This is a genomic window from Streptomyces aidingensis (assembly GCF_900112355.1).
Lineage (GTDB): Bacteria > Actinomycetota > Actinomycetes > Streptomycetales > Streptomycetaceae > Streptomyces > Streptomyces aidingensis.
In genome coordinates, this window is sequence record NZ_FOLM01000002.1 from 262,742 (window position 1) to 276,224 (window position 13,483).

Below are 13,483 nucleotides of genomic sequence, written 5' to 3' on the forward strand. Positions count from 1 at the left end.
GGGACCATCCCCGCGGGTGCGGGGAGCAGGGCTTCGGCCAGCGGACGGCAATTGGTAGATCGGGACCATCCCCGCGGGTGCGGGGAGCAGGCCGCGAAAATCTTCGGCGAGGACCTGGACGGGGGACCATCCCCGCGGGTGCGGGGAGCAGGGTGAGCGGCCGTGCGAGCCGTGCCGGCTGGCGGGACCATCCCCGCGGGTGCGGGGAGCAGACTTGATGACCTGGGGCTTTACTGGGGCAGGGCTGGGCTTTTGATGACTTTCGCGGATTCCGACAAAAGGCATGGAGGGGAGATAGGGGGCATCAGCTTCTCCCGAAGCGTCGGCGTTTGGAGGCTCTGCTCCAGCCGGTTGGTGGTGCGCTCTGAGGGGTTGCGGCCGGTGTGGGGGCGTTCGGGTCGGGGCGGCGGATGAGGGTTACGCCGTCGTGGTCGGTCGGGTGCCAGGCGTGGTCGTAAGTGCGGAAGGTGAAGCCCTGCTCGTTGTTGGTGGTGTGGGCGAGCAGGGCGCGGCCTTGGCCTGCGTACTGCTGGACTTCCTCCCAGAGCAGGTCGCGTATCCGGGCTGACGGGTTGCCCACGAATACGCCGGCGGAGATCTCCAGCAGCCAGCGGGTGAGAAAGCCTCGGAGCCCTGCCGGGCAGTTGGTGAGGACGATGACGGTCACCAGAGGATGTCCTCGTAGTTGACGCCGGAGGCGACCTGGTGGTCACCGTCGCTCTGAAGTGTGACCACATCCCGGTCGGCGTCGGGGTCGGCGGCGTCGGCTGCGCCTGGGAGCAGCAGGCGTTTGATGTCGTCGACGCAGCGGTTCAGCAGGGACGTTTCGTTGATGCGGTCCCGCAGCCTGCGGCGGGTCCGGGCGCCGACGTCCTCCTCGCCCTCCGCGGCCACGTCGAAGGCGAGCGGGATGCCGATCTCCGTCTTGTACAGGTCGGCGATGTCCAGGACGAAGGAGAGTTCGTGGCCGGAGTGGACGAAGCCGAGAGCCGGGCTGCATCCCAGGGAGGTGACGACGGCATGGGCGATGCCGTACATGCACTGGGCGGCAGCGGTGATCGCCTGGTTGACGGCGTCACCGCTGGTGAAATCGCCGGGTGTGTAGCGGCGTCCTCGCCAGGGGACGCCGGTGCGGGCGGCTTCGGCGCGGTAGCAGTCCTTGACGCGGCGCCCCTCGCGGCCGAGGAGTTCTTGCCGGGTGAGGCCGGCGGGGTCCTCGGCCGGGAAGCGCAGCCGGTACATCTCCCGTGCCACGGCGATGCGGCTGCGCGCGTTGGCCCACTGCCGGGCCTGCGCCTCCGTCAGAGCCGAGGAGCGGTTCAGGGCGCGGCCGGACGCGTAGTAGCGCACGCCGTGCTCCCCGACCCAGCAGACGGCCGCGCCCGTCTCGCCCAGCACGCTCATGGCCTGGTGGGTGACGCGGGTTCCGGGGCCCAGGAGAAGGGTGCCGATGGTCGCCGACGGGATGTGGGTGGTGCCTTCCGCGTCCTGCGCCGTGATGGCGTTGGCATCGCGATGCACGGTGCAGCGTTCCAGGTAGACGAAGGAGAGGCGTTCCGCGGTGCGGGTGAGCTGCCTGGGGCTGAGTGCCGGCCGCCGGGAGACGGTGCTCATGACGCCGCCGGCCTCCGGCCGGCCCGCACGATGGGCGCCAGGGTGAGGAGGCCGCAGCCGTAGGCCCTGGCGCGGCCGATGCCCTGGGTCAGGGTCCGGCGCATGGCGTCCGGGTCGGTGATCTCCAGCCGGCCGTCGAAGGTGACCGTGACGACAGTGACCGGTTTCGCCGGGCGGCTGCCACCGTCGCGCCGGGACTTGTCGAAGGACAGCGAGCGGGCGTCGGCCACCGACAGTTCGTACCGGTCGCCGTGGTGGGGGTGGCCCCGCTGGGTGGTGCCATGGGGCAGGAGCCGTCGCTCCTGGGGCTTCTCCAGGATGCGGAAGCCGCCCCGCTTCTGGCGTTCCGGATCGAGCAGCCAGCTCATCTGGTGGACCGGTGTGACGTGCGCGGTGACCTTGCGGGGTTCACCGTCTTTGCGACGGATGGTGTGCACGGGATTTGCGGTGAGCCGGAAGGACCAGTGCTCTCCCGCGGCCAGGCGTTCCAGGAACGGCGCATAGGGCTGGGTCTGCCAGCCGGGGTTCTCGGGGTCGGCTGCTGCCGCGGCCGGCCATCCGGCCTGTTCGACGAGGTGGGTGAGGTCTGGCCGGTCGGGGCTGACGATGTACAGCATCACCTCGGCGCGTGCCCGCTGGTCCAGACGCCACAGCACTCGCGGAGCGTCCGGGGCAGGGCCGTCGGCGGGCAGCAGGCGCGGGAAGGAGGACATCACGGCCGCGTGCATGGCCTGCGGCGAGGACAGCAGGCGCCGGGCGCCGGGCCTCGCGGTGTTCAGGCGGAAGCGGGAAAGGAACATCAGGCGCTCTCCTCCTCCAGGGCACCGGTCAGCGCCTCGAACGGATCGTGCGGCGGGGTGGTTTCGCCCGCCGGGGCGGTCGGCAGCGGCACATGGGTGGTGACGACGGTGCGCAGGGCGTGGCGGCGGTGGGAGGCGGCGAAGCTGAGGGGCTGGTCCCGCAGCGTGTCTGCGGTCCCCGGTTCGCCGGCCGCCTTCTCGCGCAGGACGGTCAGCCTGTCCGGGGGACGGTGGTGATGGCGTCTGCGGTACCAGCCGGACGCCTGCCAGGGGATGGTCTCCAGAACCTCCTCCAGCCGGGCATCCTCGTACAGGCCGAGTTCGACCGGCCCGGTGGGCGGGCAGGAACGCCGGCCGAGGAACGGCGGGTAGGCCGGCTCCCGCAGGGCGGCGTACAGCCTGCAGAGCAGCGGGGTTTCGCCCTCGACGGCGGCGACGAAGACCGCGTCGGCGAGGTAGAACCGCTCGGACAGCGGCATGGATTTGCCGGTGTCGGCGTGGTGGGCGGTGTGGAAATCCCGGATGCGGGTGCCCGGCTGATCGACGCGGACGCCGAATCGCAGCGCGGCCAGGGAAGCAAGGCGGGTGTCGTCACCGCGTTCGATGCCGGCCGCGGCGGCGAGCAGGCCGATGACGCCGCTCTTGGTGGGCTGGGATTCGGTGGTGCGGCGGGTGAAACGGGAGGAGGCCCCCCAGGACTGCAGGGGGCCTGCCAGGCGGAGGGCAAGGACGCCGGTGCGGTGGTTCACGCGGGCTTCTCCAGGCGTTCCGCCACTGCCCGGCCGACGGCGGTGACGAGTTCCCGCAGGTTGGAGGCCTCGGTGCCGAGGTCCGCGAGGCCCTGGGTGCCGGTGCCGACGCGCAGTACCCAGGTGAGGGTGGTCCCGCTGTCGCCGTAGGCGCGTTCGATGTCCGGGACGTACGCGGCGAGCCGGTCGCATGCCGCCCGCAGGTGGCCGCCGCCGTCGTTGCGCACCGGGTCTTCGAAGGCGGCGACGAAGCTGGCCGGCCGGGTGGTGCGGAGCTTGACGATGACGGCATCCGGGTGGGTGTGATGGCCGAACGTGTTGATCTTGCCGGTGGGAAGCGAGGCCACAAAGCCGTGCACGAACGCCTCGACCGCTCGGCGTACGGGCTCGGTGCGCGGTTCGTCCTCGCGCAGCCCTTCACCGAGGTTGGCGGCGAGCTGGTGCACGCCGAGGGCCGCGTAGCGGTAGAGGGTGGCGGAGTTGAAGTCGACGGTGCCGATCATCCCGGCGCCCGTCTCCTCCTCGGTGTTCTCGTCATCGACGGCGGTGTAGTAGTCGGACTCGTTGTCCACCCGGTGGACGCTGAGGGCGTGGGCAACCTGCACCGCCGCGTCGACATTGATATCGGCGGCGTCGGCGACCATACGCCCGAACAGGGCGATGTCCACGGAGTGGCGGGTGTCCGCGATCTCCCGCGCGCGGTCCCTGTTCTTCTTGTCCTTCAGAAAACGGGTGATGTCGGCGGCGCCTTCGAGAGCGAGACGGGCCAGGCCGTCCAGCTGGCGCGCGCTGAGAAAGACCAGGTACTTGGTTTCCGGAACCGGAGCGGGCGCGCCGTCCTTGGTCTGGTCGGCCTTCCGCTTGGGCACCTCGGTCTTGAGACCGGCGGCCTTGACCGCCTCGTCCGCGAGGCGGAGAGCGTCCTCCCGCGTCTGTGAGGTGTCGATCCCCGTGATCCGGTCGGCGAGCAGTTCGACGACCTTCTTGGTGCGCACGCCGAGTTCACCGGGCTCCAGCAGATGCTCGTCACGGAAGCAGGTGCGGATGGCCCGCTTCCACGCCTGGCTGGAGACACGGGCCCGGGGCACTCCTCCGTACACGGCCGTCTTCGGCGCGCCCGTGTCATCCCGGTTGAGGTTGCTGGGCGGGACGGTCTGCAGAGCGTGCACGTCCAGGAAGATGCGGTTCACGAGGCGTCCTTGTCGTCCTTGTCGGTGTCCGTGGTGGGGAGCGGGGCCGCGGTGTCGCCGTCTGCGGGGCCGGGGTGCTGCCAGGTGTGGAAGGAACGGCCCCATTCCCGGCGGACGGCGGCGGGCCCGTCGGGCCATTGCCAGGCGTAGAGCTGACCGGCGAGCAGGCCGTAGTCCAGGGGGATGTCCGCCCGGCGGAGCAGGGCGACGAGATCACGCAGGCGCTGTGTCGCGGTGACCAGGTCGGGCGCGGTGCCTGCGCGCACCAGGCGCTTGCGCACGGGCTCGTCGATCCCGTTCGGGGGCATCAGGCGGCGGACGGCTGCCCCCAGTCCGGCCGGCCGCTCGCGCCCGTGCGGGCGGTGCATCGGCGCACCGCGGGACTGCTGGTGGAACGCCCAGAGGGTGACAGCCGCGTACAGGGCGTTCTCCGCCCGGACCAGCTCCTGCTCGCTCAGCGGCCGGAGTCCTTCGGCGTCGGAGTGCAGGGGGCCGGTGTCGACAAGGCCCCACAGGTCGGGCAGTTCGGCGGCGTCCCGGCCTGCGCCGCGGCGCAGGCGGGCGAGGGCGGCCACGGCGTGGGGCCGGTCGCCGAGGTAGCCGACCTGCCATGGCGTGATCCGCTCGGCGACGAGCTGGGCGACCCGGGAACGGACCGTGGACGGGGCCTGGACGGCGGTGGTCATCAGGGAATCTCCGGGTCGGTCATGACAGCAGCTTCGGACGGGACGAGCGCCGGGCGGCCGGGTTCCGGCCCGCCGGCCTGTCCGGGCAGGTGTGGGCCGCCGCCGAGGCGTCCGCCGGTGCCGGAGTCCCGGTTGCCGCCCGGATCGCCGGGGGCTCCGGCGTTCCCGGCGTCCTCGGCGTCCTCGGGCCCCTCGGGGGCACCGAGCACCCTGGTCAGCCGGGCACGGAACCATGTCTCGGCAAGACCGGAGTTCAGCCAGCGGGTGCCTTGCCTGTCGGTGACGGTTCTGCCCTGCCACGCGGCCTCGCCGGCGGTCTCGGTCAAGCGGCTGCCGAGCCGGCCGAGCAGGTGGCGCACGGACCGCTTCCAGGCACGTCGCTGCTCGAACGGGTCGCCGGCTTCGGCGAGAACGGACAGCCAGCTCCGGTAGTGCTCTCCCAGCACGTCGAATCCGGCAGCCAGGGCCGCGTTTCTGGGCCCCTCCGGATCGCCGCCGGCCGCGCGGGCCAGGTCGGCGGCGAGGTCCCCCAGGGCCCGCACCGCCTCGTCGGCGTCCTGTGCGGCATCCATGGCCTGCCGGGCACAGGTGCGGTCCTGATGGTGGAGCAGCACCAACGGCATGGTCAGGTGATCGTCGGTGATGTCGTCGATCACCGACTGCTGCGTCCCGTAGGCGGCGCCGATCACCCGGGCCCGGATGAGGAAGTCCCGCGGCAGGTGCCCTTCGGTGACCAGCCCGGCGATCCATTCCAGGACCCCAGGACGCAGGTTGCCGGCCGCATCCGCTCTCTGGGCGGCTTCCGTCCGGTCGGCCACGAGGGAGGCGATGCCACGCCAGGCCGAGCGCGCCGGGTTGTGCTCGCGGGGCAGGTAGACCGGTGACTGCCGCAGCTTCTTCTCCTGCGCGGCGCTTCGCCGCCACGCCGTCATCGGCTCCCGGCGGTGCATGTTCCGGGCGGCCAGCGGGTCCCCGTAGCCGAGGACGACTGCGTGCACGCCGTCCGCGTCGTGGTGCAGCCGCAGCCGGCGCGACTGCCAGGTGTAGAGGTCGCGCGGGCCGGTCGCGGAGCGCTCGGCGCCGCCCGGGCCGCATGGATCACGCCGCCAGGCCGGCCGGTCGTCCGCGGAGATCTCCAGCTCCGCGGTATCGGCAGCCACCAGATTGAGCAGCAGGGTCTCGCGCAGCGTGTCGCCCTCCGCGAAGACACCCCCCAGCCCGCCGGCCCACCCGGTGCCCAGCGGATAGACCTTGCCGCCCTTGACGCGGTCGTCTCCGTCGGCGCCGGTCTTGATCCCGGAGGTGTCGTAGGCGTGCGCATGAACGACCCAGCGGGCCGCCTCGGCGAAGGTCAGCCGCTCCACGGAGGGCATCCGGGCAGTGAAAAAGGGCTCGCCGTTGGGCACATCGGCCACGATCCGGTTCAGGGGGAAAACCTCGCCCTTCGCCGTGCGCAGCCCGGCGGTCTGGAAGAACGGCACCTCGGGATGGAGCAGATCGAAACGCTTCTGGTGGGCGTCCAGATAGTCCTGGACGGGCGCGAAACACGCGGGATCGCTCCACAGGTCCGCCCAGTCCTCGATGTCGCGGAGGCCCTCAAGGGCGTCGTGTGCGATGGCGAGCAGGAGGCGCAGCAGGGCGAACTCCTGGGTGGCCAGATCCCCGATGATCCGCCGCAGGCCGTCCGCCTCGGCGAACACCTGCCGCAGGGACAGCTCGTCCGGAGAGCCGTCCTTCCTGAGTACCCCGATCCAGGGACTGCCGGTGAGATCGAACGACGGGACCGGGCTCCGGTCCGTCCCGGGCGGTTCAGTCACGGTCGCGGGTCACCTCCAGGCCGTCCAACGGGCTGTAACGGAGCAGAAAGCCTGCCAGACGGGTCCGACAGTCCTCGTCGAGCGTGAGAATCAGCTGGTCGGAGAGCCACGGGCTGTCCTTGCCCTGCCAGGCGGGCAGATACGTCCGCTCCAGTTCCTCGATGGCCCGGTCCATGGTCTCGGGGTAGGAGAACTGCAGCGGAAGCCGCAGACCGCAGCTCGCCGCCGTGCGGGCCGCGAAGGGAGTCGGTGTCTGATCCCGCGGCAGGTCCAGCCCCGCGCGCCGCCTGCCCTTCCGGTCCGGGGGCAGCCACGGCAGGGTGACGAGACTCCCGTCGTCGCGCCTCTGCACGACGACGACCTCCAGACTTTCCCGGCCGTCCCGGACCTGGGCCCGGCCCGTCCGGCTGTCGTCGGCGTCGCCCACGCCCGCCGCCACCCAGCCGAACAGCGGCCTTCCCGGCCGGCCCACATCGCCGAGGCGGAACACGGCGGCACGCTCGGCCTGGTCCGCACCATGCTTCTCGAAGCGCACCCGGGCGTCCCGCAGCGCACCGGCCCACGACGCAGGCCCGGCAGGCCCGGCACCGTAAGCCCCCTGCACAAGCCCGCCGATGTCGGACGGCAGCCGCACCGGACGCTCCGCTCCCCCCTCCAGGTGAGGCAGCAGCACCGCGGCCGACCGCAGCAGCAGGTACTTCCCGTACACGGCAACCGATCCCCGCACCGGCTCGGGCACATCGTCCGACGCGCGGCCGGCCCAGTCCGCGCCGGTGAGCAGGCAGCGGGCCGTCCGAAGCCGCGCGGGCCGCTCGCTCCGGCCCGCTGCGCCGCGCTGGTGACGGTGCAGGCGGCCCATCCGCTGCAGCAGCAGGTCCACCGGGCACAGATCGCTCACCAGCAGGTCGAAGTCCACATCCAGGGACTGCTCCGCCACCTGGCTGGCCACCACGACATGCCGCCCCCGCGGCCTCCGGGTGGCCTTCTCCGGTGGGCCGAAGCGCTCCAGGAGATCGCTGTCCTTCGCCGCCCGGTCGATGTCGACGAAACACGAGTGGGCGACGGTGACGTCCTCGTCGCCGAACCTGTCGCGCAGCGCGCGGGCGGTCTCCAGCACCCGCCCGACCGTGTTGCGTACCACCAGGACACATCCGCCCCCGGCGAGTTCACTTTCCAGCCGGTCACCGAGCACGGCCGGATCGTCGTCGAGCCGCTCCACGACAATGTCCGTCGTCCGGCCCGACGCCTGCGGTGTGTACTCCCGCGCGGCGCCTCCGGGAACAACCGTGCTGATGAGCGGATACGCACTCGGCCGGGCATCGTTGCGGACGCGGACGTGGTCGGCGACCGGTGCGACGGCCCCGTCTCCGTCTCCGCCTCCCTCCGCATAGGCGCGGAGAAGCTCCTGCCGACGCGCGGCGGGCAGAGTCGCCGACAGCACGACCACCGGTACCCGGTAGGCCCCCAGCCAGGACAGCACCCGGTCCAGATACACGCTCATGTAGGTGTCGTAGGCATGCGCCTCGTCGATGACGACAACCTTCCCGGCGAGGGCGAGATGACGGAGCGCCAGGTGCCTGCTCTTGAGGCCCATGAACAGCAACTGGTCGATGGTGCCCGCCACGAACGACGCCAGCATGGCCTTCTTGCGGCCACGCAGCCAGGCATGTGCCACGAGTTCGCCACCCGCACGACGCCGTTCGTCCCGCGGTGACCGGGACGGGTCCACCGGCGCGTCCACGTCGACAGCAGCGACCCGCCCCCCACGCGCCATGAGCCCGGCGAAGTCCTCGTTGAGCGCTGCCTTGGAATGCGCCAGATGGACCGAGCGTCGCACGCCGGCCACCCCTGGCAGCCGCCCCAGCCAGTCGAGCAGACGGGGAAACATGGCGTTGCCGGTGGCCATGGTGGGCAGCGCGAAGAACACCCCGCCCGCGCCGGAACGGGCGGCGAAGATCTCGGCCACGGCAAGTGCCGCCTCGGTCTTGCCCTCCCCCATCGGCGCCTCGATGATCATCAGGCCCGGGGCTTCCATCTCCCGCGCCAGCCGTACGGCGTGCTCCTGCACCGGACGCACCTCGGCCCCGCCCGGCAACCGGAACCGGGAGACGAACACCTCCTGCGCGCTTCCCGGCGGCTCCTCGGCCTGCCAGGGCCCCGGCAGTTCCAGCGCCCGCCAGGCCGCGGCAAGACGCTCCTCGCCGCTGCGGGACGCCCCGTCCGGGAAATACGGGAAAAGGTCCGGGCTGCTGGCGATCCAGTCCGAGACGATGACGAGAGCGGTGAGCAGCACCTGCACCGGCTGCGGCAGCCTCACCGTCCGCCACGCCGCAAGCCTTTCCCCGACACCGAACCGAGCGGCGCACGCGTCGAGCAACTCGCCCTGCACCTGCCGCCAGACGCGGCTGCTCGGACCGGGAGTGCGCAGCAACTCGTCGTGTTCGTAGACAGCCTTGATCTGCCCGTGCTCGGGCGGCACCCCGTGGTGCCCGCCGACAGCAACCGTGAACTGCCCGGTCCGCGCGGGCGTCCACCCGTGCCGCTCCTCCAGCCACTCCCCCAGAAGCACCTGCCCGGCCAAGCCGTGCGGCGCGATACGGCGCTCCGCGCCCATCGCCCGGGACGAACGCATCTCCAGACCCTGCGCCCGCATCACGTCGGCGAGTTGGTCCACCTGGCAGGCGAACGCCGGAGTCGCCTTCCCGATGTCATGCACGCCGGCGAGCCAGATGACCAACGGGCGCGCGTCCGACTCTCCCCATGGGAGAACCTCGGCTACCGTCCTCCGCAGTCCTGCCGGTAGCCACTCGTCCCACAGCAAGCCGGCCACTGCGGCGCTGTCCTCCATGTGCCGCCACAACGGCAGCCAGCCCCCGCCGTCCCGGTCATGCTTGGCCCACACCGACCGAGCCGGCGCCCCCAACCGCCCCAGCAGACCACTACGTATACCTCCCCCACGGCTCATGCACAGACAGATACAGGACGAAAAACGCCCTGCGTGCTGATTCCCGAGAAAAACAAGGAAACCGGCCCCCCTTCGCACAGAGGCAGCCCTGCCTCCCCTCCGACCGCGTATACTGTCCGGCCCCCTGACGCACGGCACAGGCGCCACCACGCGACAGAAACTACCGTATGAACCAATTGCCGAATTCCGCGAAAGTCCCCAAAACCACGCTCCCCAGCGGGTAAACCCCCAGCTCACCCAGCCTGCTCCCCGCGCCCGCGGGGATGGTCCCACGAGCTGAAGCGCCTCGCCACGGTGCCGCTGCTGCTCCCCGCGCCCGCGGGGATGGTCCCCGCTCGGCCGCGACCAGCTCGGCCGGCATGAGCTGCTCCCCGCGCCCGCGGGGATGGTCCCGTCATCGGAGGCTCCTTCTCCGGTGGCGGCCGCTGCTCCCCGCGCCCGCGGGGATGGTCCCACGAGCTGAAGCGCCTCGCCACGGTGCCGCTGCTGCTCCCCGCGCCCGCGGGGATGGTCCCCGCTCGGCCGCGACCAGCTCGGCCGGCATGAGCTGCTCCCCGCGCCCGCGGGGATGGTCCCGTCATCGGAGGCTCCTTCTCCGGTGGCGGCCGCTGCTCCCCGCGCCCGCGGGGATGGTCCCACTCGGCTGTCGCTGGGGCTCACCAGCGTGCACTGCTCCCCGCGCCCGCGGGGATGGTCCAGTCTGCTGGCTGTATCCGGCGGTTCGGAGAATCTGCTCCCCGCGCCCGCGGGGATGGTCCCTCCATCTGTTCCATGGACAGGGTCGGCATGGCCTGCTCCCCGCGCCCGCGGGGATGGTCCCCTGGGGTCCACCGGCTTCCTCCGCGTGACCTCCTGCTCCCCGCGCCCGCGGGGATGGTCCCGCGCTCCCCGAGGCCGGCGAGACCTCGGCCGGCTGCTCCCCGCGCCCGCGGGGATGGTCCGCCGCCGGTGAACGCCGCGTTACGCCGCCCGCACTGCTCCCCGCGCCCGCGGGCCTGGGCGCTCGTCGCCCAGTTGGCCGCGGCCTGGACAAAGTCCGGCACCTTCCAGTCCGCCGGTGACTACCTCGAAGGGCTGGCCGTCACCGACCGCGCCCTCAGCGCCTGGGTCGGCCGGCGGCGGTGACAGCATCGAAGGCATCGTCGCGGCCGGCTCCCTGCACCTGCGCGGCGTCACCCTGGCTGCCCGCGCCCGGGACGCGGCCACCACCGAGCACCATCTTCAGCATGCGAAGCGGCTGGCCGGGCAGCTCCCGCCGGACGAGGGCGACCAGTACCGGCACAGCCTCACCTTCGGCCCCGGCAACGTCGCGCTGCACGAGATGGCCGCGCAGATCGAGCTGGAGAAGCCCCGGCGCGCGGTGGGCATGGCCGAGGTTCTGTCCGGGGAGCTGCCGACGGGCCTTGGCCCGACGCGCATCGGGCACCTGCATATCGACGCCGCCCGCGCGTACCTGGCCACCGGGGACCGGGACGAGGCGTTGCGGTCGCTGCTCCGGGCCCGGGTGCTGATGTCGCTGCGTCGGCGGTCGAAGCCGGAGCCGGCATGGTTGGCGAAGTGGGCCGGGCTGCATGAAGGGTGAGGGAGAGGCGGCCGTGCCGCACGCTGCCAACGGTGTGGCCGGCGACCGGCCCGGCCCTCTTACTTTCGCTCTTGCGTGTGAGACCACCGCTCCCGAAGGACGCCACACGCCCGGCGACAGCTTCGCGGCCTGGCTGCTGTTCCCCTCCCGAGCCGGCCGACCCCACACGCCAACAACCCCCTCCAGGCTCAGCACGACGGCTGTGCCGGCGATCCTGGGTGGGGTCGGGGCTGGAGATGCCCGGGTTCCCGGGTTGCCCGGGCATCTCCGAACGTGCTTGTCAGCCGGCGAGGTGAGGCGTCTGCCCGGGCTCGTCGGTGACGCCGCGGCTCAGCACGGCGGAGGTGGCGGTGATCTGTCCGGCCTTGGCCCAGGAGGTGTCCTCGACCATGACGCTGCGTTCGCCGAGGAACTCCAGGCTGTCCTCGTCGAAGATCCACTCGGTGCGCTGGCCGTCATGGGTGCGGGCGACGGCGATGCCCTGGCGGCCGGCCGCGTCCACCGCGTCCTCCACGACGGTGACCCCGGGAATCTTGGCTGCGGCCTGGTACAGGGCGGCGCTGACCTGCGGCGGGGCGAGCTGTTCGCGCAGCAGGTCGCCGATCGTCACAAACGCCTGCTGGTCCGGGCCGGCCCCGGCGCCCTCGGTCTCGTCGTAGATCTTCTGCAGCAGCGCATCGGGATCGGTGGTCAGGGACTCCAGGTAGCGGTACGTCGGGCTGTTCAGCGAGGGGCCCGCGTCAGCCGGGAGGTCCGACTCATCGGTGAGTTCCATCTCCTCACCGTTCTCACGCAGCAGGCCCGGGCGGCTCCCGTCGACCGACAGCCAGATCTCCCGCGGGTGGGGGTCGGCCAGGCGCCAGACCGGGTCTTCGTTGCTGCTGCTGGAGAAGGCGACCGTGCTGGCGATGTAGATGTACTGATCGTCGCGGACGGCGGGCGCTTCCTTGGCCGCGGCGGCGGTGGCGATGCGGTCCAGCAGCACCGCGGCGGATGTGGCCCCGGCCGGCGTCGCGGAGGAGCCGGAGCCCCCGGGCTCGCTGGAGGAGGGGCCCTGGTCGAGCAGCCCACCGGTGGCCAGGGCAACGGCCAGGGCACCGGCGGCCAGGGGGACGGCGGCAATCGCCCACCGGCGACGGGAGCGGGAGCGGGACGTGTCCGTGTCCGTGTCGGTGTCGGCAGTCGTGTGGTGCTGGATTTCGTGCATCAGGTGATCCTTCAGCCGCTGGTGACGGCGTCCGGGAAGGTCCCGCTCGGCGGGCACCGGCAACAGCCGGGCAAACTCCTCGCGCTCGGCCGGGGTGGGCCGGGACGGCTTGGGGCTCATCGGGTTTCCTCCTGGGTGCGCCGGACCGCAGGGATGCGGTCACCTTCTGCCTGTCCGCGGCCCGGGTGCGAGTTCCCGTTCTCTGCCGGGAGCCCGGTACCGGCGTATTTGTGAAGCTTCTTGCGGGCGCGTGAGAGGCGAGAGCGGACAGTGCCGACGGGGATGCCCAGCGCCTGCGCCGCGGTGGCGTAGTCGAGGCCGGACCAGACGCACAGCGCGACCACTTCCCGCTCCGGGCGGCGAAGCAACGACAGCGCGGCCCGCAACGCCGCGACCTGGGCGGCGTCGTCGATCCGGCTCACCAGGCCCTCGGCAAAGTCCGGCAGTGCCTCCGCGCGCGGCAGCCGGCTCACGGCCGCCTCGTGGCGCCGGGCGGCCCGGCGGGTGTTTCTGGCGGTGTTGGTGGCGATGCCCAGCAGCCACGGCCGCAGCGAACCGCCGTCCGGATCCACGGTCTCCCGCAGCCGCCAGGCCTCCAGAAAGGTCAGGGACAGCACGTCCTCGGCCGTCGACCAGTCCCCGGTCAGCCGGAAGGCATGGTTGTACACCGCCCGGGCGTAGTCATCGAAGAGAGATCCGAATGTATCGGGATCTCCCGCGCGTATCCGAGCACGCACACTCATCTCCATACACCGGGCTGTCCGGCCGGCACGGATCGGTTCCCGTGGCGTGACTCACGCCACATCGGCGGAGTCCGACCGCCACCGGGGGCGGCGTCCGGGCGGCACCCTGACCGCCGGGGAGCGCACGCAC

11 protein-coding genes and 1 CRISPR repeat array are annotated in these 13,483 nt (G+C 72.1%); of the genes, 1 reads left to right on the forward strand and 10 read right to left on the reverse strand.

Annotated features, from left to right (window positions below; translation table 11 throughout):
• Positions 1–304: 304 nt before the first annotated feature.
• Genes cas2e through BM242_RS05765 form a run of 8 tightly spaced genes read right to left on the reverse strand, consistent with a single transcriptional unit; the run spans position 305 to position 9,821 of the window.
• Positions 305–667, reverse strand: coding sequence for a type I-E CRISPR-associated endoribonuclease Cas2e (gene cas2e, locus BM242_RS05730; protein ID WP_093837555.1), 363 nt, complete (start codon positions 665–667; stop codon positions 305–307).
• Positions 664–1,614 (reverse strand): type I-E CRISPR-associated endonuclease Cas1e, encoded by a 951-nt coding sequence (gene cas1e, locus BM242_RS05735; protein ID WP_093837556.1) that lies wholly within the window; start codon positions 1,612–1,614, stop codon positions 664–666. The genes cas2e and cas1e overlap by 4 nt, the downstream gene beginning before the upstream one ends.
• Entirely contained in the window at positions 1,611–2,414 is an 804-nt protein-coding gene (cas6e, locus tag BM242_RS05740; protein ID WP_093837557.1) for a type I-E CRISPR-associated protein Cas6/Cse3/CasE, read from the reverse strand. The genes cas1e and cas6e overlap by 4 nt, the downstream gene beginning before the upstream one ends.
• On the reverse strand, positions 2,414–3,163 hold the full coding sequence (gene cas5e, locus BM242_RS05745) for a type I-E CRISPR-associated protein Cas5/CasD (protein ID WP_093837558.1): 750 nt from the start codon (positions 3,161–3,163) through the stop codon (positions 2,414–2,416). The genes cas6e and cas5e overlap by 1 nt, the downstream gene beginning before the upstream one ends.
• Positions 3,160–4,353 (reverse strand): type I-E CRISPR-associated protein Cas7/Cse4/CasC, encoded by a 1,194-nt coding sequence (gene cas7e / locus BM242_RS05750; RefSeq protein ID WP_093837559.1) that lies wholly within the window; start codon positions 4,351–4,353, stop codon positions 3,160–3,162. Before cas7e ends, cas5e begins: the two co-directional genes overlap by 4 nt.
• A complete protein-coding gene (gene casB, locus BM242_RS05755; RefSeq protein ID WP_093837560.1) occupies positions 4,350–5,039 on the reverse strand; it encodes a type I-E CRISPR-associated protein Cse2/CasB in 690 nt (229 codons plus the stop codon). Before casB ends, cas7e begins: the two co-directional genes overlap by 4 nt.
• Positions 5,039–6,856, reverse strand: a complete 1,818-nt coding sequence (casA, locus tag BM242_RS05760) for a type I-E CRISPR-associated protein Cse1/CasA (protein ID WP_245833852.1) — start codon at positions 6,854–6,856, stop codon at positions 5,039–5,041. The genes casB and casA overlap by 1 nt, the downstream gene beginning before the upstream one ends.
• Entirely contained in the window at positions 6,849–9,821 is a 2,973-nt protein-coding gene (locus BM242_RS05765) for a CRISPR-associated helicase/endonuclease Cas3 (RefSeq protein ID WP_093837561.1), read from the reverse strand. Before BM242_RS05765 ends, casA begins: the two co-directional genes overlap by 8 nt.
• 241 nt (positions 9,822–10,062) lie before the next feature.
• Positions 10,063–10,824: a CRISPR direct-repeat array (repeat unit 30 nt; unit sequence GCTGCTCCCCGCGCCCGCGGGGATGGTCCC).
• A 54-nt stretch (positions 10,825–10,878) separates the two neighbouring features.
• Between BM242_RS05765 and BM242_RS05770 the strand changes: the two genes are divergently transcribed.
• Entirely contained in the window at positions 10,879–11,403 is a 525-nt protein-coding gene (locus BM242_RS05770) for a hypothetical protein (RefSeq protein ID WP_093837562.1), read from the forward strand.
• Between the two features lie 280 nt (positions 11,404–11,683).
• Here the strand turns inward: BM242_RS05770 and BM242_RS05775 are convergent, their stop codons facing one another.
• Together BM242_RS05775 and BM242_RS05780 are read right to left on the reverse strand one after the other, a co-directional pair.
• Positions 11,684–12,730 (reverse strand): CU044_5270 family protein, encoded by a 1,047-nt coding sequence (locus BM242_RS05775; RefSeq protein WP_093837563.1) that lies wholly within the window; start codon positions 12,728–12,730, stop codon positions 11,684–11,686.
• Positions 12,727–13,359, reverse strand: coding sequence for an RNA polymerase sigma factor (locus BM242_RS05780; RefSeq protein ID WP_093837564.1), 633 nt, complete (start codon positions 13,357–13,359; stop codon positions 12,727–12,729). Before BM242_RS05780 ends, BM242_RS05775 begins: the two co-directional genes overlap by 4 nt.
• Positions 13,360–13,483 lie beyond the last annotated feature (124 nt).